Raw genomic sequence first — 21354 nt, 5'->3', positions numbered from 1 at the left:
TTAACCCAACCCGCGTTCCAGGCGAGCGCCATAGGCCACTAGGCGAATCCTCCAACATGGCGATGATAGCGGTATGAGGAGCGAGCGCCCAAACCGTGCGGCACCGCGGGCCCCGTGTGACGCCGGTTGCGGGTGGGCTATGCTGGTCGACGGATCCCGCGCGGCGCGCATCCTGTGAACTCCCCCAGGGCCGGAAGGCAGCAAGGGTCAACGGGCTCTGCCGGGTGCGCGGGGTCCCCTATCTTCTGGCGATGGTTCCCGGTCACGGTGAGAGGTCCCGCGTTGAACTACCACTCGATGAGTGCCGACACTCTCCGCGACACCCAAGCCGAACTGCGAAAGCTCTACGACGAGTTGTGCGCGCTGGGCCTGTCCCTCGACATCACCCGCGGCAAGCCGGCTCCCGACCAGCTCGATCTGTCCAATGGCCTGCTCAGCCTGCCCGGCGACGGCGACTACCTCGATGCGGCCGGCACCGACACCCGCAATTACGGCGGCATCGCCGGTTTGAAAGAGCTGCGCGAGATCTTCGGGGAGCTGCTCGGCGTCGACGCCGGCGACCTCATCGCGTTCGGCAATTCGAGCCTGCAACTGATGCACGACGTGACCGTCGCCGCGCTGCTGCACGGAACCCCCGACTCATCGCGGCCGTGGATCAAAGAGGAGACAGTCAAGTTCCTGTGCCCGGCACCGGGCTACGACAGGCACTTCGCGATCACCGAATCGTTCGGTATCGAGATGATCACCGTCCCGATGAACCCGGACGGCCCCGACGTCGCCGCGATCGCCGAACTCACCGCGAACGATCCGTCGATCAAGGGTCTGTGGGTGGTGCCCACCTACTCCAATCCGACGGGTGTGACTTTCTCCGAGGAGGTCACCAAGGCGCTGCTCGCGGTGCCCGCCGCCGACGACTTCCGCATCTACTGGGACAACGCGTACGCCGTGCACACTCTCGTCGAGGCGCCGCCCGCACCGCATCCGGTGCTGCAATGGGCGGCCGAAGCCGGTCACCCCAACCGTGTGTACGTGCTCGGGTCCACCTCCAAGATCACCTTCGCCGGCGCCGGTGTGGCGTTCTTCGGTTCGTCCGCCGCCAACGTGGCCTGGTTCACCAAACATCTCGGCGTCTCCACGATCGGCCCCGACAAGATCAACCAGCTGCGGCACGTCCGGTTCTTCGGCGACGCCGACGGCGTGCGCGCCCACATGGCCAAGCACCGTGAGCTGCTCGCGCCCAAGTTCAAGCTGGTTCTCGACATCCTCGACGACCGGCTCGGCGACGCGAAGGTTGCCGACTGGTCGCATCCCGAGGGCGGCTACTTCATCAACCTCGACGTCCTCGACGGTGCCGCCAAACGCACCATCGAACTGGCCAAGAACGCCGGCATCGCTCTTACCGCGGCCGGGTCGACGTACCCGTACAAGCAGGATCCGCGCGACCACAACATTCGGCTCGCCCCCACCTATCCGGGCATCGACGATCTGCGGACCGCGATGGAGGGCGTCGCCACCTGTGTGCTGCTCGCCGCGACTGAGACGTTGCTCACCGCACAAAGTGACTGACCAGCGTCGCGTGTCGTGAACAATATCCGTCTGTGAGATCCGTCCGTCCGACGTCTGCCGCTGCGGCTTTCGTGGTGCTCGCGATCATCGCACTGTGGTTGCAGGACGTGATCGTCCCGTACTCGATGCCCTTCTGGGGTTTGTTCGACAACCAGCTCGACCTCGACGTGTATCGTGCCGGTGCACAGACCGTCCTCGACGGCGGCAAGCTGTACGACGTCAAACTGCTCGGGCAGATGGACTACACGTACGCCCCCATCTCCATCCCGTTCTTCATCCCGTTCGCGCTGATGTCGTTCGGTGCGGCGCGGATCGTGTGGAGCGCAGGCATTCTCGTCGCGCTGTACCTGGTGATCATGCTGAGTTTCCGGGTGCTGGGCCGGCGTCCGACGTGGCAGTTGCGGGTGATCGCGCTGTCGCTGGTGGCCATCGTGATGCTGCTCGAACCGGTCCGCACCACCATCTGGTACGGGCAGATCAATGTGTTCCTGATGCTGCTGGTCCTCGCCGATCTGACCCGCGACGACGATTCGCGTGTGCGCGGCCTCGGTACAGGACTGGCGGCAGGCATCAAGATGACCCCGCTGATCTTCGGGCTGTACCTGGTGATCGTCGGCAGGTGGCGGGCCGTCGCGGGGCTGGTCGCCGGGTTCGCCGCGACCGTCGCGATCGGTTTCCTGATCATGCCGAAGGCCGCACTCAAGTTCTGGACCGCCCGCATCTCCGATTCCAACCGGGTGGGGTCGCCACAGTCGGTGGGCAATCAGTCGTTGCGCGGCTGGCTGGCCAATCTCGCCGACACCGACACCCCGAGCACCACAATCTGGCTGGTGACGGCGCTGGTGGCGCTCGGTATCGGTATGTACGCGGCGTACCTGGCGCATCATCGCGGCAACGAACTGCTGGCGCTGACGATGGTGGGGATGACCGGCTGCGCGGTGTCGCCGATGTCGTGGGGGCATCACTGGGTGTGGTTCGTGCCGCTGACGGTGATCGGTGTCGACCTGCTGCTGCGGGTCGGTCTTTCGGTGCCGCGCCGGTTGCTGGTGGGTGCGGGACTGGTGGCTATGCTGCTGGCTGCGTTCTCCTGGCGCACCCACTACGACCACGCCATCTGGTTCGTGCTCCGATCGGTCCCCGACGGCTACATGATCGGGCTGTTCTTCAAGACGGGTGTCGACTCGCTGCGATGGTTCACGATCTTCCCGTACGGCTGGCTCTTCGCCGTGTCCGCGGTGGCCACCATCGTCGCGTACCGGCCGGTGCGAGTTGCGGAGACAGCGATTTGACGTGTCTGACTGGGTGGCCCCTGGGCAGTCGCGGGTGCCTGCAGACGTCGCCCCTGGCCGATCTCGGCGATCTCTCCCAGATCCGGGCCGCACTCGACGATCCCAACCAGGTGTGGGAACTCTGGCAGCCTAAGCGCGTGCTGTGTAGCTTAGTGTGTAAGGAGGCGCACATGGCTACCAACCTCGCAATTGATCCTGAACTTCTCGAACACGCTCTTCGGGTGAGCGGAGAGCGAACCAAGAAGGCAACGGTCACCCTCGCGCTTCAGGAGTTCATCGCGCGTCGCGAACAGGCGGCGATCCTTGACCTGTTCGGCACGCTGGACTGGGACGAGGGTTTCGACTACAAGGCTGAGCGCGCGCGCTGATGAGCGTTCTTGTCGACACAAGTGTGTGGTCGCTGGCGTTTCGCCGGGATTTCCCGCCGGCTACGCCTGAACTTGATGAGCTTCGTCGGCTTCTGGTGGGCGGGGACGTGGTGATCACCACCGGGTTTGTCCTTCAGGAGTTGCTCCAAGGGTTCGTTCCGCGGCACGCGCAGGAGCAGATTCTTGCTCGCTTCGCGTCCGTTCCCGTGCTCGTCCCCTCGATCGAGGACCACGTCGGTGCGGCTTCGGTGCGCAATACGTGCCGCATAGCGGGGGTGCAGTTGGGAACAATCGATGCACTACTCGCTCAGTTGGCGATCGTGAACAAACACACTCTGCTCACCGCGGATCGCGACTTCGTCCATGCCGCCCCCCACATCGGGCTGCGGGTGTGGCAGCCCCGATGAAACTCGCGTACCCTCCGAGTTTGCCTGATGGGCCGACCGTCGGTGGCCGCCGGTAGTCTCGACGCGTGGCCCTGTATCGCACCTATCGCCCGGCAACGTTCGCCGAAGTCGTCGGTCAGGAGCATGTCACCGACCCGCTCAGCCGTGCCCTCGACAGCGGCCGGATCAACCACGCCTACCTGTTCTCGGGGCCGCGTGGCTGCGGCAAGACGTCGTCGGCGCGCATCCTCGCCCGCTCGCTCAATTGCGCGCAGGGACCCACGTCGACGCCGTGCGGCACCTGTTCGTCGTGTGTGGCGTTGCGGCCCGGTGGCCCCGGCAATCTCGACGTGATCGAACTCGACGCCGCCAGCCACGGCGGTGTGGACGACACCCGCGAACTACGCGACCGCGCCTTCTACGCGCCGTCGGAATCGCGGTATCGGGTGTTCATCGTCGATGAGGCGCACATGGTCACCAACGCCGGTTTCAACGCGCTGCTCAAGATCGTCGAGGAGCCGCCGGAACACCTGATCTTCGTATTCGCCACCACCGAACCGGAGAAGGTGCTGCCGACGATCCGTTCGCGCACCCACCACTATCCGTTCCGGCTACTAGCGCCGCCGGTGATGCGTGGGTTGCTGGAGAACATCTGCGCCAAGGAACACGTCACCGTCGCACCCGACGTGTATCCGCTGGTGATCCGTGCGGGCGGGGGATCGCCGCGTGACTCGCTGTCGATCCTCGACCAACTGCTAGCCGGGGCGGGCGAGGACGGCGTGACCTACGATCGCGCGCTCGCGCTGCTCGGTGTCACCGACGTCGCGCTCATCGACAACGTCGTCGACGGCCTGGCCGCCGGTGACGGGGCGTCTGTGTTCGCGACGGTCGAACGGCTCGTCGACGCCGGGCACGATCCGCGCCGGTTCGCGATCGATCTGCTCGAACGTTTGCGGGATCTCATTCTGCTGCAAGCGGTTCCGGAAGCGGTCGATCGTGGTCTGGTGGAGGCACCGGGGGAGCAGCTGACCCGGATGCGGGAGCAGATCGAGGTGCTGGGGCCCGCCACCCTGACCCGGTTCGCGGAGACCACCCACGCCGCGCTCGGTGAGATGCGTGGAACCACGTCCCCGCGGTTGCTGCTGGAGGTGCTGTGCGCGCGGTTGCTCCTGCCCGCGACATCGGCGGACGGGTCGGCGCTGCTGCAGCGGATCGAACAACTCGAAGCCGGTGTGGTCACCGGGGGTGGTGCCGCACGCACCGCAACACCCACGAATACTGCTGCGGCCCCGGCTGAATCGGTGTCCCAGCAGCCGGTCGCCGAGTCGCGTTTCATGCGGCCGTCCGAACGCAAGGCGATGGAGGAACGCAAGGCTGCCGCGGAGGCGGATCGTCGGAAAGCCGAAGAGGTCGAAGCCGATCACGTGACGCAGGATCCGGCGCCACTGAAACAGGAGATACCGGCGCAGGCCCCGCCCGCACAGGTGGTGCCGGCAACCATCGACCAGACGCCACCGTGGGAGCCGGATCCGGTTGTCCCTGAACCGATCGTGCCCGAATCCTCCAGCCCGCAATCTCCCGGCCCGAAATCCCCTGTCTCGAAATCCCCTGTCCCGGAACGGGTCGTCACCGAATCCTCCCCGGCAACGACGATCCGGCCGGAGCGTACAGTGCCGCCGCGGAGTGTTGCCGACGACGAGTCCGGTACGGCGACAAAGGTTCCCGGCGATGATATACCGCTGCCCGATGAACCCGTCGACGAATACGCTCTGCCGCCGGAGGATTCGGCCCCGCGAGTCCGGCCTGTGCGGCCGGCGCCCGAACCGGAGCCCGAGCCGCAGACCGGTGGTCTCGACCTCGATACCGTTCGGACCCGGTATCAGGACTTCCGTAACGCGGTACGGGAACGGGCGAAGACCCTCGAACCGATGCTGTCGGCGGCCGTCGTGCACGATCTGCAGGACCGGACGGTGGTGCTCGCGCACCCGTACGAGGTGCTCGTCCAGCGGCTCGGCGCACCGCATGCCGTCGCCGTGATGCGGGAGGCGCTGAGCGAGGTGTTCGGCACCGAACTCGATGTCCGGGCCGTACACCTGGCGCCTGGCTCCGCTCCGGCGGCCGGTGCGCCCGTATCGGGTGGTCCGCGGCCGGTGGCCAAGGCGCAGCCCAAACGCGCTCAGACCTATGCGCGGCCGAGCGTCCAGAATCAGACTGCCGCAACGTCGCCGGCGCCCGAGCCGGTCGTCGAGAAGCAACCTCCGCCACCCGAGCCGGAACCGGAACCCGAGCCGCCTCGCGCCGACGAGGACATTCCCGAGGAAGAACAGGCCGAGATGGTGGCCGACGCGCACTCCGGGACCCCGGACCGCCACCACGATCAAGGAGCCGTGGCGCTGGATCTCCTGAAGACCGAACTGGGTGCCACGGTTATCGAGTAGCGGGGTCTGAGGTGGGGGCGCCAGGTGTCGAAAGGTCACCGGACCCTTCGTGACCCTCGCGACTTCGTCGCTTCGGCCTCAGGGATCAAGGTGTGTGGTCGCGACTGTGCTTCTTGAGGTGTTTGGGGTGGAGGTGTGTGGTCGCGACTGTGCTTCTTGAGGTGTTTGGGGTGGAGGTGTGTGGTCGCGACTGTGCTTCTTGAGGTGTTTGGAGTGAAGGTGTGTGGTCGCGACTGTGCTTCTTGAGGTGTTTGGGGTGAAGGTGTGTGGTTGTGGCTGTGCTTCTTGATCCCTGAGGGCTGTCGCGCGAGCTTGCGAGCCGACTGCGTCTCGAAGGGTCCGGTGAGGCGAGGCTCCTAAGCCTGCCACCAGGGGCGCAGGGGGAGATGGTTGCTGCCCTGGTCGTCGAGCTTGGTGGCGAGGACGTGGTGGAGCTGAACGATGTTGCGGTCGAAGCCGATCCGGCAACCCGCCATGTACAGGCCCCACAGGCGGGCGGTGCCCTCACCTACTTCCGCGACCGTCTCGTCCCAATGCTCGACGAGGTTGACGTTCCAGTCGCGCAACGTCATCGCGTAATGCTCGCGCAGATTCTCCTCGTGCACCACTTCCAGGCCACCGATGTCCTGGATCTTGGAGATGATCTTGCCCGACCCGGTCAGCTCGCCGTCGGGGAAGACGTATCGGTCGATGAATGTGCCCGCCCGGTTGCGGTTCGGATTGTCGGGCCGGGTGATGCAGTGGTTCAACAACATTCCGCCCGGGCGCAGCTTGTCCCGCATGAATCCGAAATACGCCGGATAGTTACCGACGCCGATATGTTCGGTCAGACCGATCGACGACACCGCGTCGAAATCGCCTTCCGGCACATCGCGGTAGTCGCTGTGGCGGACCTGCGCGAACTCGCTCAAACCCTCGTCGACGATCGCCTTCTGCGCCCACTCGGCCTGCTCCGCCGACAGCGTCGCACCGATCGCGTACACACCGTGGCGGGCCGCGTAGCGCACCATCGAGCCCCAGCCGCAACCGATGTCGAGCAGCCGATCGCCCGGCCGCAGGCGCAGCTTCTCGAAGATCAGACGGTACTTGTTGTCCTGCGCCGCCTCCAGTGAGGCGTCCCGGTCGGGATACACCGCGCACGTGTACGTCATCGACGGGCCGAGCACCCACTCGTAGAAGGCGTTGGATACGTCGTAGTGATATGAGATCGCCTCGGCATCACGGGTTTTTGAATGGCGCAGACCTTCGGCGAACCGGCGCCAGCGCGGCACCGCCTCCTGTGGCGGTGGGGCGATCGGTTTGAAATGCTCCAAGCCCAGCGACAGCGCCACGTTCGCCAGTTGCAACGGTGACGGCTTCTTGAACTTCAGGTCGCTCGCCAGTGCCTGCAATGCCGGATACGGATCACCCGGATGCGTGCCCACCAGTTCCAGGTCGCCGGAGATGTACGCACGTGCCAGGCCCAGATCGCCGGGTGCGGTCACCAGATAGGTTGTGCCGCGCGGGGTTTTCAGATCCAGCCCGTACCGGGCGTCCTCGGGTCCGGCGGAGCTGCCGTCGTAGGCGGTGATGCGGACCGACAGGTCGCCGCCCATCATCGTCTCGAGGATCTCGGCCAGCGTCAGCCTGCCCGCCCCGTCCTCCTGCGATCGTGTCGGTTGGTCCTTGTACGTGGTCATTGTCGCTTCACCGCCTTCGAGTAGAGATCGAGTAGCCGTCCGTCCGGGTCGTACCGCTTCTTGAGGATCCGATAGTTCTCTCCACCATACAGAAGATCGAATTCTTCACGGTCGTAGAATGATTCGGAATAGAGTGACTTGTGGCCGTCCAATTTCGCGACCCTGCGCTCTATGAGTTTGTTGGTGAACCCCGGGTCGCCCGGCGTCGCCGGCACTCCTGACCAGAACCCGACATTCACATACGTCCGGTCCGGCTCGAGAGGGTAGAGCGGCCAACGCCGCGAGTCTGCTTGCGGGGTGGCGGAGTCTTCACGTAAACGCAACGGACACAGCCAGATCGGTTCAATGGGGACGTTCTTGAGGAACCATTCGACGTAGGCGGCGGTGTTCTCGATGGGGACCTCGATGTCCTGTACCACCCGCTCGCTCGGCGGTAGCCCCTTGCGGGCGTTGAGCTTGTCGCCGATGTTCCAGCGATGATCGTAGGCGATCAGTTTCCAGTAGAAACTGCTGCGTAGCAGCCGTTTCGGCCACCACCGCCGTACCTTCGGGTTCTGTGCGCCGAATGCGCGCGAACACCAGAACCAGTCGGTGTCCCAGCGCCACAGATAGTCGCTGATCGTGAGCCGGTCGGTGGTGCGTTCCTGAACGGACCGATAGAAGACGTCCATTCCGGTGTAATCACTGACGGTCCCCGGCTTGTCGGTCTGGCGGCCCAATGTCAGATATGACTCTCCGGCACTGAACACCACGCCGTCGAGGTAGTCGACGCGTTCACCGTCGTGACTGCCGTCGGCGACGATCCGGTCCATCGCGTCCTGCAATTCGCCGATACTGCCGAACCTGATGTGCCGCAACGTGACAAAGGGTGCGACGGACTCCAGCTCGATCCGCAACCGAACCGAATATCCCAGCGTGCCATACGAATTGGGGAAACCATGGAACAGGTCGGCGTATTCGTTGGTGGGAGTGGCGGTGACGATGTCGCCGGTGCCGGTGAGAACGTCTATCTCCGTGACCGATTCGTGCGGCAGACCGTTGCGGAACGACGTCGACTCGATACCCAGGCCGGTGACCGCACCACCCAGCGTGATCGTTTTGAGCTGCGGCACCACTTTTGGCGCAAGTCCGTAGCGAAGCGTGACGGCGACCAACTCTTCGTAGGTGCACATGCCCGCGACATCGGCTGTGCGGGTGGCCGGATCGACGGAGATCACCCCGCCCAGACCGGACACATCAAGGCCCGGATTGGGGTTTACGGCACGTTTGCGGAAAAGGTTCGATGTCTTCTTCGCCAATCGGACAGTGGCCCCGGGCGGGATCGCCCGATAGCTCGCGAGGAGAGCGCGAACCCCCTCGCTGAATGCCTCCGGCCCCATCTCCCGCGTCACAGACACCACTTCGTTAGCCTAGGACGGAAGCCGGGAGGCCGCCAATCAGGCCATGCCGTCAATCGCACACCATCGAAAAGGAGGCCCATCGGAATGGGTCAGGTTTCCGCAACACAGTCCATCGACGTCGCCGCCACGACCGACGCGGTAATCGGCGTGCTCGCCGATTACAACGACGCACGCCCGGCGATCCTGCCCGAGCAGTACCGCGACTACCAGGTCGTTTCGGGCGGCAACGGCGACGGCACCGTCGTGCACTGGATCCTGCAGGCCACATCCAAGCGTCAGCGCGACGTCAAGGCGAGCGTCCGGGTCACCCCCGACACCATCACCGAAACCGACGCCAACTCGTCGATGGTCACCACCTACACGGTCAAGCCGTCGGGCAGCGGTTCCACCGTCACCACCACGACGTCGTGGACCGGGGCCGGGGGCATAGGCGGCTTCTTCGAGAAGACCTTCGCCCCGAAAGGCCTGAACAAGATCCAGGCCGCCCTGCTGGCCAACCTGAAAGCCCGCGTCGAACGCGCGTGAGCCGTAGGACGCGGCCGTCGCCGCTGCCACCACGCGACGGCGTCGACGCGACGCGCGTGGTGGTGCGGGCCGACGGGCTCAGCGTCGGCGAAGCGCTGCTCGCGGCGCCGTCGCTGGCCGGGCTCGACCCAGCAGCGCTGGAAAGCCGAGCCCGTGCCGGCGAGATCGTCGACATCGACGGCCGGGCGCTGGACCTGGAACGGCCGGTCCGGCGCAACACCACGATCTTCCTGTACCGGGAGCTGCCCGACGAACCGCCCATCCCGTTCGATCTGCCGATCCTGCACCGCGACGACAACATCGTCGTCGTCGACAAACCGCATTTCCTGGCGACGATGCCGCGCGGACGGCACGTGGTGCAGTCGGCGCTGGTGCGGTTGCGCCGCGAACTGGGCGTCGACGAGATCGCGCCCGCGCACCGGCTCGACCGGCTCACCGCCGGGGTGCTGCTGTTCACGCTGCGCCCGCAGGTGCGGGCCGGCTACCAGTCGATCTTCGCCGAACGCAGGGCCATCAAGGAGTACCGGGCACTCGCCCCGGTCCGTCCCGAGCTCGCCGGAACCGTCACCGTCCGCAACCGCATCGAGAAAACGGCCGGTGACCTGCGGGCACTCGTCGTCGACGGCGAGATCAACGCCGTCAGCGACATCACCCTCATCGACGCGCGAATCGGTCTCTACCGGCTCGTCCCGCACACCGGGCGCACCCATCAGCTGCGCCTGCACATGGCATTGCTCGGCGCGCCCATCGTCGACGACCCGCTGTACCCGGACGTCCGCACCGACCTGGCCGCGCTTCCCGACGACGGCGATTTCACCCGGCCGCTGCGGCTGCTGGCGTCGTCGCTGGCGTTCGACGACCCGATGACCGGTGAGCGCCGCGAATTCGTCAGCCGTATGAGTCTGGGGGTTCCATGAGTATCTACGCGTCCTACGAACACCATCGGGACCTGGCCTGCGAGGCGGTCGTGTTCATCGACGACGAGTCCGACGCGTGTTTCCAGATCCAGCGTGACCTGCCCGACGGCGAGTACTGCGTCACCACCGGAGCATCGGCACCCGTGTACGGGGCGATCCGCCAGTGGCGCACGCGTGACACCACGGCAGGAGGCGCCACTTTCGAGTTCGCGTTGATACCCAAAGCCGGGCGGCTGTTCGGCGACAATTTGCTGTCGTTCGAGGTCACCGCCGTCGACATCACCGTCGATGAGCTGTCGACGCATGTCGGGCGGCTGCTGGCGGGGGTGCCTCGTCTACCCTGGTCGGTGTGAGTGAACCTTTCGATCCCAGCGCGATCTTCGGCGGCGGTGCAGGTGGCGACAACCCGATGGCCGGGCTGCTCGCGCAGGCCCAGCAGATGCAGGCGCAGCTGCTGGCCGCCCAGAACGAGATCGCCGCGACCCAGATCACCGGTACCGCCGGAAACGGGCTGGTCACGGTGACCGGTACCGGCACCGGTGAGATCACCGCCGTCACCATCGACCCCAAGGTCGTCGACCCCGACGATGTCGACACCCTGCAGGACCTGGTCCTCGGCGCGCTCGACGACCTCGCCGCCAAACGCGATCAACTCGCCCAGGAGGCGATGGGTCCCCTGGCCGGCGGACTCGGCGGCGGATTCCCCGGACTGGGCTGAGCGCCGGTGTATGAGGGCCCGATTCAGGACCTGATCGACGAACTGGCCAAACAACCCGGCCTCGGACCCAAAGGTGCCCAGCGCATCGCTTTTCATCTCCTGGCCGGGGAGAACGCCGACATCGACCGCCTCATCGGCGCCCTGGCCCGGGTCCGCGACGACGTCACCTTCTGCGACTACTGCGGCAACGTGTCGGCCGAGAAGCTGTGCCGCATCTGCGCCGATTCCCGGCGCGATGCCACCAAGATCTGCGTCGTCGAAGAGCCCAAAGACGTGCACGCCATCGAACGCACCAAAGAGTTCCACGGTCGGTACCACGTGCTCGGCGGGGCGCTCGACCCGCTGTCGGGGATCGGGCCCGATCAGCTGCGTATCCGGGAACTGCTGCGCCGCCTGGCCAACCAGCCCGACGGCGTCGACGTCACCGAGGTGATCGTCGCCACCGACCCCAACACCGAAGGCGAAGCCACCGCCACCTATCTGCTGCGGATGCTCAAGGATTTCCCAGGGCTGTCGGTCACCCGTCTCGCCTCGGGTCTGCCGATGGGCGGCGACCTCGAATTCGCCGACGAACTCACGCTGGGCCGGGCATTGTCGGGCAGAAGAATCCTGGTGTGATCGGAATGGTTCTGGCACCGGACGTGGAGCGGCATCTCGACGAGTTGGCCGCCGAACTGTCCTCCGGCGTTGTCGCCATCGACGGACCGTCGGGTGCCGGTAAATCGATGATCGCCGATGCGTTGATGTCCAAGCTCGCCGACCGCGGCACGGGTGCGGTGCTGATCCGCACCGACGACTTCGCCACCTGGGACAATCCGGTGGCGTGGTGGCACGAGCTGGAGGACGACATTCTGCGGCCGTTCTTCCGGTGTCGCGACTACGTGTACCGGCCACGGGTGTGGCACGACGGGGTGCCGACGATAGGCCGGCCGGTGTGGGTGCGGTGGCAACCGCTGCTGATCATCGAGGGGGTGTCGTCGGCACGCACGTCGATAGCGGCCCGGCTGACGCGCGCCCTGTGGGTCGACGGCGGCACCGACGAACAGCGGCTGGCGCGCGCCATCGCTCGCGACGGGGAAGTCGAGCGGGAGCATCTGACGCGGTGGCAGCAATTCGAGCGCGGCTGGTTCGGCGTCGACCGGACCCGCGATCGGTGCCGGATCCTGGATTGACCGGCGTACCTTGATCGTGTGCGCTACCGGACGCTGGACCAGCTCGACGACGCGCTGGTGAAATGCCGCGCGTGTGCGCGGTTGGTGCGCTGGCGCGAACAGGTGGCTCGGGACAAGCGTGCCGCGTTCGCCGACCAAGAGTATTGGGGCAGACCGGTACCCGGGTTCGGCCCGGATGATGCGGCGATGCTGATCGTCGGGCTTGCACCCGCCGCGCACGGAGCCAACCGGACGGGCCGGATGTTCACGGGCGACCAGAGCGGGGACGTGCTGTTCCGCGGCCTTTACGAGGTGGGGTTGGCCAGTCAGCCCACCGCGACGTCGGCCGACGACGGGATGGAGTTGTTCGGGGTGCGGATGGTGGCGCCGGTACATTGCGCGCCGCCGCAGAACAAGCCGACGACCACCGAACGTGACAACTGCGCCAAGTGGTTTCGCGCCGAACTTGAATTACTGTTTCCCACAGCGCGATCCGTCGTCGTGCTGGGTGGTTTCGGCTGGCAGGTGGCGTTGCGGGAGCTAGGAGAGTTCGGCTGGGAAGTGCCCAGGCCGAGGCCGAAATTCGGTCACGGAGTACAGGTTTGCCTGCACCGCGGCGACGAGACGATCACGTTGTTCGGCTGCTATCACGTCAGCCAGCACAATACGTTCACCGGTCGCCTCACGCCCGCCATGCTGGGCGAGGTCCTGGCCGCAGCGGCCGACCACGCCGGGATCGACCGGCGCACACCCTGAGAGGGCGAATCCACCCCGCCGGGATGCGGGGTGGATTCACGGGAACAGGTCGGCTTGGTTCAGTTTTCGAGCGTCTTGAGGACGGTGGCGGCCATCGTCCGCTGACCGGCCGCGTTCGGGTGCAGCGGGGTCAGCGACTGGGTGTCGGTGGGCAATACACCCACCATCTGTGATTGGCTGCCGGAGCAGGCCTCGTGCTTCTTCGTGGGGGTCTCGATATCGACGTACTCGGCGCCGTTCGCCTCGGCCCGCACCTTCATCACCCGGTTGAGTTGGCTGATCTTGTCCTGAATGTAGGTCGCATCCGGTCCGCCCATCGGCTGCCTGCCGGGACAGCCGCCCGGACGGATCCCGTACGGATAGCCGACCAGCAGGATGCGGGCCTTCGGGGAGCGTTCGCGGACACCGGCGATCACCTTGTCGTACTTCGGGCCGAACGCGTTGATGGTGGCGCCGACCTTGTCCCTGCCGCCCGGACGTGGAGCGCACTGGCGGCTGGTCGCGGTGGCGGCCGGATTGATGCAGCTCGCGGTGAGCTCGACCAGGTGGATGTCGTTGCCACCGATCCCGACGGTCACCAGCTCGGTGTTCTTGCGCAGGGCGGCGAACTGCGGAGGAGCGGGTGACGGGAACCCCTGTCTGCCGGTGAAGTCGGCGACCTTCGCACCGCCGCACGTCACGTCCGTGAAGTTCTTGATGCGCAGCTTCTTGGCGACGAGGCTCGGATAGTTGATCGCCGACGTCCCGCACTCGCCCTTACCCGACATCGGCAGGATGGCTGTGCCCGCCGCGTACGAATCACCAAGCGCCACATAGTTGGTGATGGTCTTGGCGGGTGTGGCATCGGCGACACCCACGCCGGCCACCGCCAGCGCGGCAGCGCCCGCCGCAACTGCGAAACGCCGTCCCCACATCTGAATACCTACAGTCGCACGCACTCGAGCCCCTCCCTCGTCTCGGCCGCACAGATGGTTACCGGCCGGTAACTGAGATTGCCAACATATATGATGTTTTGTCAACCGACTGGGTGCTAACCGCGGCGGGCAGTCACACGCCTAACCGCGGCGGGCGGCGGCGAGGCGTTCGGTGCGCAGGCGGTCGACCTGGGGGAGGTCGAGGGGGGTGAGGGTCTCGACGCCGAGGGCCTGTTTGAGCAGGTGGTCGGCGAGGTGGGGGTTGCGGGCCAGGGCGGGACCGTGCATGTAGGTGCCGAGAACCGAACCCTGCACGACGCCTTCGGTGCCGTCGCCCACCCCGTTGCCGACGCCGTGCCGGACCCGGCCGAGCGGCTTCGCGTCGGAGCCGAGAGTGGTTCCGCCTCGGTGGTTCTCGAATCCGCTGAGCGGATCGGTGAGGCCGTCGAGGACCGGATCGGTGACGAGTTCGCCGATGCTGCGCGTCTCCTGCGGAGCGGTGGTGAGGTCGAACAGTGAAATCCCTTCCACCCGTTCGCCTGCCGACGTCTCGTACCAGTGGCCGAGGACCTGGATGGCGGCGCAGATCGCCAGCACCGGACGGCCCGCGGCGGCGGCCCGCTGGAGGCCCGGGTAGCGGGTCAGATGCCGGGTCGCCAGGCGTTGTGCGTAGTCTTCGGCGCCGCCGAGGGTGTACACGTCGAGGGAATCGGGCACCTCGTCGTCCAGTGTGATGTGGATGATCTCGGCGTCGATGCCGCGCATCCGGGCCCGTTGACGCAGGATCAGCGCATTGCCGCCGTCGCCGTAGGTGCCCATCACGTCGGGCAGCACCAGGCCGATGCGCAGAGTCGATTCGCTCACTTCCGGCCGCCTTCCGCGCGTTCGAGAGCCACACCCAGATCACGGAATGCGGTGTAATTCGCGAGCACTTCGACCCGGCCCGGTGGACACGAGGCGATGGCTTTCATCGGGTCGTCGATCGTGATGTGCTGCGCGCCCGCGTACAGCAGGCGTACCGACAGATCCGCCGCACGTTCGCCCGCCGCAACGACTTTCATCGTCTCGAACGCCTCGAACCGCACGTCCCACAGCCACGACAGGTCCTCGCCGTCGGGGACCTGGCCGTTGACGGCGATCACCAGACCGTCGGCGTCCTGGTCGATCATCGACAGCGCCTCCTGCCAGCCGGCCGGATTCTTCGCGAGAAGCGTTCGTACCGAATGGTTGCCGACCTGATGGATGCCGTAGCGTCCGGCTACCTCCCCGACGGTACCCACCGCCGCAACGGCTTTCGCGGGATCGGTGCCCATCGCGACGGCTGCGGCGACGGCCTGGGCGGCATTGCCACGGTTCGCTTTGCCCGGCACCGACAGGGTCAGCTCGGCCTCGAAACCATCGGGGCCGTAGATCTTTTCGTCGTCGACCCACCAGTCGGGGGTGGGGCGGCGGAACGATTCGTCGCCGCTCGAATACCAGCCGTCGTCGTCGCCGCGGATGATGGGTTCGCCGGTGCGCGGGCAGCTCACCGAGTCTCCCACCCAGCCCGCGCCCGCGGCCACCCACACCACTCGTGGGGCGTTGAACGCGGTGGAGGTGATCAGCACGTCGTCGCAGTTGGCCACCAGGACGGTATCGGGATGTCGCGAAATGCCTTCGCGCAGACGGCGTTCGATCATGTTGATCTCGCCGACGCGGTCGAGCTGGTCGCGGGAGAGGTTGAGCAGCACCAGAACCGCCGGGTCGACGGCGTCGCTGACGTGCGGGACGTGCAGCTCGTCCACCTCGAGCGCGCAGACCGGAGCCGAACGCTGCAGCGACAAGGTGGCGATGATGCCGGCGTCCATGTTGGCGCCGTCGGCCTGCGTGGCCACCTCGCCGAGTTCGGCGAGTGCGGCGGCGACCATCCGGGTGGTCGTGGACTTGCCATTGGTGCCGGTGATCAGCGCGGTGCGTTTCCCGGCGGCGAGCCGGGACATGATCTGCGGGTCGATCTTCTCGGCGATCAGGCCGCCGATCATCGACCCCTTACCGCGTCCGGCGGTACGGGAGGCCCAGCGGGCCGCTCCGGCGGCTGTCAGGGCGATCGTCGTGCGCGCCGGCAGCCGGGCTGAGTTGTGGTGTTCACGCGCGGGCATGGGGAGAGTCTGTCACAGGTACGCGGTTGCCGAACGGGACGGCAGGGGATGTACCAATAGGGGTTGTCATGGTGTGCCGGCGGCCACAGCGGTAGGCTCTGCGCCGTGAGTCGAGCCACCACGCCCGCGCTGTCGCGGGTCGCCAAGGTCAAACGGGCTGTCGTATTACCTCTTGGGAGGCTTCCCGACGCCCTCGTGGCGCGGCTGAGCCGCCGGAGCCCGGTCAACGCGGACGGGGACCGACTCGATCCGCCGATGGCAGCGATCGCGTGGGCGGCCGATCACGTGCCGGGGATGGCATTGGTCAGCGGCACCGTCGCACAGGCCCGCGAACGGATGGAGGAGTCGGCGGGGATGATCGCCGAGACTTTTCCCCCGCTGGCCGTCGTCGAGGATTTTCGTATCAACGATGACCTGTCGGCCACCCGATACCGGGCCGGCGAATCGTCGACGGGCATCGTCCTGTACTTCCACGGCGGCGGGTTCTCGCTGGGCAGCCGCGCCAGCCACGATGCGGTGGCCAGGCGGCTGGCGATCGGAACCGGCGCCGACGTGGTGTCGGTGGAGTACCGGCTGGCCCCGGAGCACACGTTCCCCACGGCCTCCGACGACGCGCTGGACGCGTGGCGACACGTCGTCGACGCCGCCCCGCACTGGGGTGTGCGCGCCGACAAGATCGTGGTCGCCGGCGACAGTGCCGGGGCCAACCTCGCGGCTGTGCTGGCCCTGGATGTGCGCGGCGAGGCCGTGCAGCCCGCCCTGCAACTGCTGATCTACCCGGTGACAGACTGCTCCGAATCGGTCGGCACGGCGTCTCGGCGCGAGTTCGCCGAGGGCTACTACCTGAGCATCGAACGCATCGATTGGTTCACCGACGCCTACGTGCCGAACGTCCCCGACCGTTCGCATCCCCGTGCGTCGCCGCTCTTGGCCGACGATCTGTCGGGTCTGCCGCCCGCCTACGTGTTGGTCGCAGGTTTCGATCCGCTCCGCGACGAGGGCATCGCCTACGCCGACCGCCTCCGCGCCGCCGGTGTCCCGGTCACCCTCGACCGCGCCGGCGGCCTGATCCACGGCTTCGTCAACATGACCGCCCTCTCGGCACAGGCCCGCGCCGCCTCCGACCGCCTCTCCGCCGCCGTCCGCGCCACGCTCTAACCAAACCTTCTTGATCTCTGAGGCCGAAGTGACGAGGGAGTGATCACGCATCTTGATCCCTGAGGCCGAAGCGACGAAGGAGCGATTACGCATCTTGATCGCTGTGGCTGAAGCGATGAGGGAGCGGTCACGCATCTTGAACCCTGAGGCCGAAGCGACGAAGGAGCGAGGGTCACGAAGGGTCCGGCGAGACGAGCGCATGACGTCGCCACCCCGAAACTCCTGACACCGCAACGCGGTCGGCGGTCGGCCGTGGTGATCTTCCGGTGCCCATCACGCCGAGCGCGCAGCCGGCGATGACGACGGCGGCACCGAGAAGCTCGGCGATGCCGGGGGTTTCGCCGAAGAACAACCACGCCGCGGTGAGGCCGACGACCGGCACCAGCAGCGACATCGGCGCGACACGACTCGCCGGATGTCGCGACATGAGGCTCGCCCACAGCCCCGATCCGGCGACGGTCCCGAGCAACACCGTGTAGGTCAGCCCCGCGATCGCGAGCAGCCCGCTGTGGCTGCCGATGGTGGTGAGCGCATCGAATCCCGCTGTGGGACCGTCGAACACGAAACTCATCGCCAGGAACGGCAACGGTGGGATCACCGACATCCACAGCACCAGACGCAGGGCGTCGCCGGGCTGGGCTGAGCCGGGTTCGCGGTGGGTGGCGGTGAGCCGGTTGCCGATATTGCCGAACGCCCAGCCGAGACCGCCGAGAACCGTGAGGGCGATGGGCCCGACGGCACCCCACCCGAGGTCTGTCTCGGTGGCGCGGGCGAAGCCGATGATCGCGATCCCGATGACTGCCAACAGGATTCCGCACACCTGCCGCCCGGTCATCCGTTCGCCCAGGAACAGCACCCCGAGCACGACGGTGAACGGCGCCGACGTCTGCAACACCAGCGACGCCAGACCCGTCGGCATCCCCAGGTGCATCGCCAGGAACAGGAACAGGAACTGGGCGATGCCGAATCCGCAGGCGTACAACAGGAACCAGCGCACCGGAACCCTAGGGAACTTCACGAACAGCAGCACCGGCACGGCCATAACCGCGAACCGCAGCGAGGCGAGGAAGAACGGCGGAAAGTGGTCGAGGCTGTAGCGGATGGCGATGAAATTCAGCCCCCACAGCAGCACGACGGTCAGTGCGATACCGCGGTCACGAGTGGTCATGTATCCATCGTGCGGGCGATGTCAGTTCAGGACAATCGAATAAAGTTGCATCCAATATGTAGTGTTGGTTAACAGTTGAGTAAGGTGCTTGCAGATTTGTTCAGGGCAGAGTCGGTTCTGGTGGCATTCAGTGGAGGCGGCCCGGTACGCACCGGCGCCACTGACTCGGTGGGGGTTTCAGGGACGCCGGGTGAGTTTGCGGGCGAGCCCGGAAAGCGGGATCGCCGGCAAACTCACCTCTGTTTCAGCGCCAGCCGAGGGCCGGGGCGACGTGGGTGAGGATCGACTCGATGACGTGGGCGTTGTAGTCGACGCCCAACTGGTTGGGGACCGTCAGCAGAAGGGTGTCGGCGGCGGCGATCGCCTCGTCCTCGAGGAGTTGTTCGATGAGTTTGTCGGGTTCGACGGCGTAGCTGCGGCCGAAGCGGGCGGTGGTGTTGTCGATGATGCCGACCTGATCCTGGTCGTTGCCGCGCATGCCGAAGTAGGCGCGGTCGGTGTCGTTGGTGAGGGCGAAGATGCTGCGGCTCACCGAGACTCGTGGTTCACCGACGATGCCTTCGGCTTTCCTCCGTTTTATTCCGGACGACTCCCGAAACCGGACGAACCCCGGAACCATGCGTGACGACGATGTCGTCGGCCTGGTTCCGGGGTTCGTCTTGCGGGGTTGAGCCTCAGCGACGAGCTGTGGCCCGAAGTAAACATAGCACTGGTCCAACCAGTTGACCAGAGATACGGAGATGGTCCATGATCATCGGCATGGAGATTCAGCCGATCGAGCGTGCAGCGGTGTCCGACGAGGTGCTCGGGCAGCTTGTCGCTGAGATCCTGTCCGGCCGGCTCGCGCCTGGAGAGCCGCTTCCCGCCGAGCGCGAGCTGGCACTGCGGTTCGGCGTCAACCGGCACGCGATCCGCGAAGCCCTCAAAGGCGTTCGTCAGGCCGGACTCGTGCGCATCTCGCAGGGCGATAAGACCCGCGTGCTCGACTGGCGCGAGAACGCGGGTCTCGACGTCCTCACCGCGCTGGCCACCACCGGCGCCGTACCGTCTGTCGAACTGATGCGCGACGTGTTCGAGATGCGCCGCTCCATCGCCGCCGACGCCGCCCGGCTGTGCGCGCAGCGTGCCGACGACGCGCAGATCGCCGCGGTCCTCGATGCCGCGGCCTCCTATCCCGAACGCGCCGACGACACCTCGCCCGAAGCGATCGTCGTCGCTGACGTCGCCTTCTGGATCGCCGTCATCAACGGATCGGGCAACATCGCCTACCGGTTGGCGATGAACACGATGCTGTCCGGGCTCGAGACCATCGGCATCCCGGCCATGCAGAAGCTCGGGCTGCTCGACGAATACGCCGACCGCGACTCCCATATCCGCCTGGCCCGGCACATCGCCGATCACGACGTCGAGGCCACCACCCGACTCGCCACCACCCTGCTCAGTCGCGTCCTCGACGTGATCGCCACAACGAAGTGAGCCCGACATGTTCGACCTGATTCTTTACGCCATCCCGTTCTTCACGGTGACGCTGTTCCTGGAGATGGCCTCGTTCTACTTCCTTCCCGACGACGACGAACGAGGCTACGAACTACGCGACAGCACAACGAGTCTCGCGATGGGGCTGGGCAATGTCGCGGTCAATGCCGGCTGGAAGCTGGTGGTGCTGTTCGTTTATGCGGCCGTATACGAGCTGAGTCCGCTGAGCCTGCCCGCCGACAATCCGTGGACCTGGGTGGCATTGTTCTTCGCCGACGACTTCATCTACTACTGGTATCACCGCACCCACCACACGATCCGGATCTTCTGGGCCAGCCACGTCGTGCATCACTCCAGCGAGCACTACAACCTGTCGACGGCGCTGCGTCAGCCCTGGACCCCGTTCAGCTCGATGCCGTATTGGATTCCCCTTGCCGCGCTGGGATTCTCACCGTGGATGATCATGCTGCAGCAATCCATCAGCCTGGTGTACCAGTTCTTCATCCACACCGAGCGCGTCGGAAAGCTTTGGAAGCCCATCGAATTCGTGATGAACACCCCCTCGCATCACCGGGTTCACCACGGCTCCAACCAGGATTATCTCGACCGCAACTACGGTGGCATCCTCATCATCTGGGACCGAATCTTCTCCACGTTCGAGGCCGAGGACGAGAAGGTCCGCTTCGGCCTCACCAAGAACATCAACACTTTCAACCCGTTGCGCGTGGCGACCCACGAGTTCACCGCCATCGGCCGTGACGTGTGGCACGCCGAGCGCTGGCGCGACCGCTGGGGCTATGTCGCCAAAGGTCCGGGCTGGCAGCCGGAGCCGGTGAAGGCCGAGCCACAGAAGGTCTGAATCGGCGGTAACGTTTGCGCATGGAAGTGCGCAGGCTGCGGCTGCTGCGGGAGTTCGCCGACCGGGGGTCGGTGGGTGCCGTGGCGGCCGCGCTGCACATGACGCCGTCGGCGGTGTCGCAGCAACTCAAGGTGCTTGCCGATGAGGCGGGCGTTGAACTGCTCGAACCCGACGGCCGCGGGATCCGGCTCACCGACGCCGGGCATGCGCTGGTGCTGCGGGCCGACGATGTCATCGCCGCCGTCGACCGGGCAGCCGAAGAGATGCTGGCGTACCGGTCGGGAAACGCCACCGTCCGGCTCGGCATGTTTCCGTCGGGGTCGACGCTGCTGCTGCCCGAACTGCTGTACCGGGCGGCCGACGCCGGGATCGATGTGCGGGCCAGTCATTTCGACGTGGCCTACGGCGACGCCCCGCCCGGGCTTACCGTCTACGACATCGTCGTCAC

The 21354-nt window shown here is 66.3% G+C and carries 22 protein-coding genes, 1 other RNA gene and 1 pseudogene; 17 read left to right on the top strand and 7 right to left on the bottom strand.

Annotated features, from left to right (window positions below):
- The first annotated feature begins 148 nt into the window (after positions 1-148).
- The 6 genes from ffs to KDB67_RS21060 all read left to right on the top strand — a co-directional run bounded on the left by ffs (position 149) and on the right by KDB67_RS21060 (position 6047).
- Positions 149-243, top strand: an RNA gene (gene ffs, locus KDB67_RS21085) — signal recognition particle sRNA small type.
- 39 nt (positions 244-282) lie between these two features.
- Entirely contained in the window at positions 283-1566 is a 1284-nt protein-coding gene (locus KDB67_RS21080; protein ID WP_291020307.1) for an aminotransferase class I/II-fold pyridoxal phosphate-dependent enzyme, read from the top strand.
- 125 nt (positions 1567-1691) lie between these two features.
- Positions 1692-2855: a glycosyltransferase 87 family protein gene (locus KDB67_RS21075; protein ID WP_324383698.1), complete on the top strand. Its 1164-nt coding sequence runs from the start codon at positions 1692-1694 to the stop codon at positions 2853-2855.
- 170 nt (positions 2856-3025) lie between these two features.
- On the top strand, positions 3026-3223 hold the full coding sequence (locus tag KDB67_RS21070) for a type II toxin-antitoxin system VapB family antitoxin (RefSeq protein ID WP_291020303.1): 198 nt from the start codon (positions 3026-3028) through the stop codon (positions 3221-3223).
- Positions 3223-3630 carry a PIN domain-containing protein gene (locus KDB67_RS21065; RefSeq protein ID WP_291020301.1) on the top strand — a complete coding sequence of 136 codons (408 nt, stop codon included), beginning with the start codon at positions 3223-3225 and terminating at the stop codon, positions 3628-3630. Before KDB67_RS21070 ends, KDB67_RS21065 begins: the two co-directional genes overlap by 1 nt.
- Before the next feature lie 65 nt (positions 3631-3695).
- Complete coding sequence (locus KDB67_RS21060) at positions 3696-6047, top strand: DNA polymerase III subunit gamma and tau (protein WP_291020299.1); 2352 nt, start codon at positions 3696-3698, stop codon at positions 6045-6047.
- 356 nt (positions 6048-6403) lie between these two features.
- On the opposite strand, the gene KDB67_RS21055 is transcribed toward KDB67_RS21060, so the two are convergent.
- Together KDB67_RS21055 and KDB67_RS21050 are read right to left on the bottom strand one after the other, a co-directional pair.
- A complete protein-coding gene (locus KDB67_RS21055) occupies positions 6404-7726 on the bottom strand; it encodes a class I SAM-dependent methyltransferase (protein ID WP_291020297.1) in 1323 nt (440 codons plus the stop codon).
- Entirely contained in the window at positions 7723-9105 is a 1383-nt protein-coding gene (locus tag KDB67_RS21050; protein ID WP_291020311.1) for an FAD-binding oxidoreductase, read from the bottom strand. The genes KDB67_RS21055 and KDB67_RS21050 overlap by 4 nt, the downstream gene beginning before the upstream one ends.
- Positions 9106-9210: 105 nt before the next feature.
- Between KDB67_RS21050 and KDB67_RS21045 the strand changes: the two genes are divergently transcribed.
- From KDB67_RS21045 to KDB67_RS21015, 7 genes are read left to right on the top strand one after another with little or no spacing between them, the layout of a single operon-like run.
- Positions 9211-9651, top strand: coding sequence for an SRPBCC family protein (locus KDB67_RS21045; protein WP_291020295.1), 441 nt, complete (start codon positions 9211-9213; stop codon positions 9649-9651).
- Positions 9648-10568, top strand: a complete 921-nt coding sequence (locus KDB67_RS21040; RefSeq protein ID WP_291020293.1) for a pseudouridine synthase — start codon at positions 9648-9650, stop codon at positions 10566-10568. Before KDB67_RS21045 ends, KDB67_RS21040 begins: the two co-directional genes overlap by 4 nt.
- Positions 10565-10921, top strand: a complete 357-nt coding sequence (locus tag KDB67_RS21035; RefSeq protein WP_291020291.1) for a hypothetical protein — start codon at positions 10565-10567, stop codon at positions 10919-10921. The genes KDB67_RS21040 and KDB67_RS21035 overlap by 4 nt, the downstream gene beginning before the upstream one ends.
- Positions 10918-11286, top strand: coding sequence for a YbaB/EbfC family nucleoid-associated protein (locus tag KDB67_RS21030; protein ID WP_291020290.1), 369 nt, complete (start codon positions 10918-10920; stop codon positions 11284-11286). The genes KDB67_RS21035 and KDB67_RS21030 overlap by 4 nt, the downstream gene beginning before the upstream one ends.
- 6 nt (positions 11287-11292) lie before the next feature.
- A complete protein-coding gene (recR, locus tag KDB67_RS21025) occupies positions 11293-11904 on the top strand; it encodes a recombination mediator RecR (protein WP_291020288.1) in 612 nt (203 codons plus the stop codon).
- Positions 11905-11909: 5 nt separating this feature from the next.
- Positions 11910-12458 carry a hypothetical protein gene (locus KDB67_RS21020; protein ID WP_291020309.1) on the top strand — a complete coding sequence of 183 codons (549 nt, stop codon included), beginning with the start codon at positions 11910-11912 and terminating at the stop codon, positions 12456-12458.
- A gap of 18 nt (positions 12459-12476) precedes the next feature.
- Positions 12477-13193 (top strand): uracil-DNA glycosylase, encoded by a 717-nt coding sequence (locus KDB67_RS21015; protein ID WP_291020286.1) that lies wholly within the window; start codon positions 12477-12479, stop codon positions 13191-13193.
- A 59-nt stretch (positions 13194-13252) separates the two neighbouring features.
- Here KDB67_RS21015 and KDB67_RS21010 read toward each other — a convergent pair whose 3' ends face one another.
- The 3 genes from KDB67_RS21010 to KDB67_RS21000 all read right to left on the bottom strand — a co-directional run bounded on the left by KDB67_RS21010 (position 13253) and on the right by KDB67_RS21000 (position 16245).
- Complete coding sequence (locus tag KDB67_RS21010) at positions 13253-14131, bottom strand: SGNH/GDSL hydrolase family protein (protein WP_291020284.1); 879 nt, start codon at positions 14129-14131, stop codon at positions 13253-13255.
- 117 nt (positions 14132-14248) lie between these two features.
- Entirely contained in the window at positions 14249-14971 is a 723-nt protein-coding gene (locus tag KDB67_RS21005) for a glutamine amidotransferase (protein WP_291020282.1), read from the bottom strand.
- A complete protein-coding gene (locus KDB67_RS21000; protein ID WP_291020279.1) occupies positions 14968-16245 on the bottom strand; it encodes a MurT ligase domain-containing protein in 1278 nt (425 codons plus the stop codon). Before KDB67_RS21000 ends, KDB67_RS21005 begins: the two co-directional genes overlap by 4 nt.
- A 105-nt stretch (positions 16246-16350) precedes the next feature.
- On the opposite strand from KDB67_RS21000, the gene KDB67_RS20995 reads away from it, so the two are divergent.
- Positions 16351-17403, top strand: a complete 1053-nt coding sequence (locus KDB67_RS20995; RefSeq protein WP_291020278.1) for an alpha/beta hydrolase — start codon at positions 16351-16353, stop codon at positions 17401-17403.
- A gap of 172 nt (positions 17404-17575) precedes the next feature.
- On the opposite strand, the gene KDB67_RS20990 is transcribed toward KDB67_RS20995, so the two are convergent.
- Both KDB67_RS20990 and KDB67_RS20985 read right to left on the bottom strand, forming a co-directional pair.
- A complete protein-coding gene (locus KDB67_RS20990; RefSeq protein WP_291020277.1) occupies positions 17576-18571 on the bottom strand; it encodes an EamA family transporter in 996 nt (331 codons plus the stop codon).
- 244 nt (positions 18572-18815) lie between these two features.
- Positions 18816-19118, bottom strand: a pseudogene (locus KDB67_RS20985) (LLM class flavin-dependent oxidoreductase); the annotation flags it as partial.
- A gap of 200 nt (positions 19119-19318) precedes the next feature.
- Here KDB67_RS20985 and KDB67_RS20980 point away from each other — a divergent pair.
- The 3 genes from KDB67_RS20980 to KDB67_RS20970 all read left to right on the top strand — a co-directional run.
- Positions 19319-20047, top strand: a complete 729-nt coding sequence (locus KDB67_RS20980) for a GntR family transcriptional regulator (RefSeq protein WP_291020275.1) — start codon at positions 19319-19321, stop codon at positions 20045-20047.
- A gap of 7 nt (positions 20048-20054) precedes the next feature.
- The gene (locus KDB67_RS20975) at positions 20055-20906 is read left to right on the top strand and encodes a sterol desaturase family protein (RefSeq protein WP_291020273.1); all 852 of its coding nucleotides are present in this window, start codon (positions 20055-20057) and stop codon (positions 20904-20906) included.
- Between the two features lie 20 nt (positions 20907-20926).
- The coding region (locus KDB67_RS20970) for a LysR family transcriptional regulator (protein WP_291020271.1) at positions 20927-21354 on the top strand (428 nt) is incomplete at its 3' end.

The organism is Gordonia sp. (in: high G+C Gram-positive bacteria) (genome assembly GCF_020438995.1).
Classification (GTDB): Bacteria; Actinomycetota; Actinomycetes; order Mycobacteriales; family Mycobacteriaceae; genus Gordonia.
Note: the sequence above shows the minus strand (reverse complement) of the source record. Positions and strands in the feature narration are given on the sequence as shown.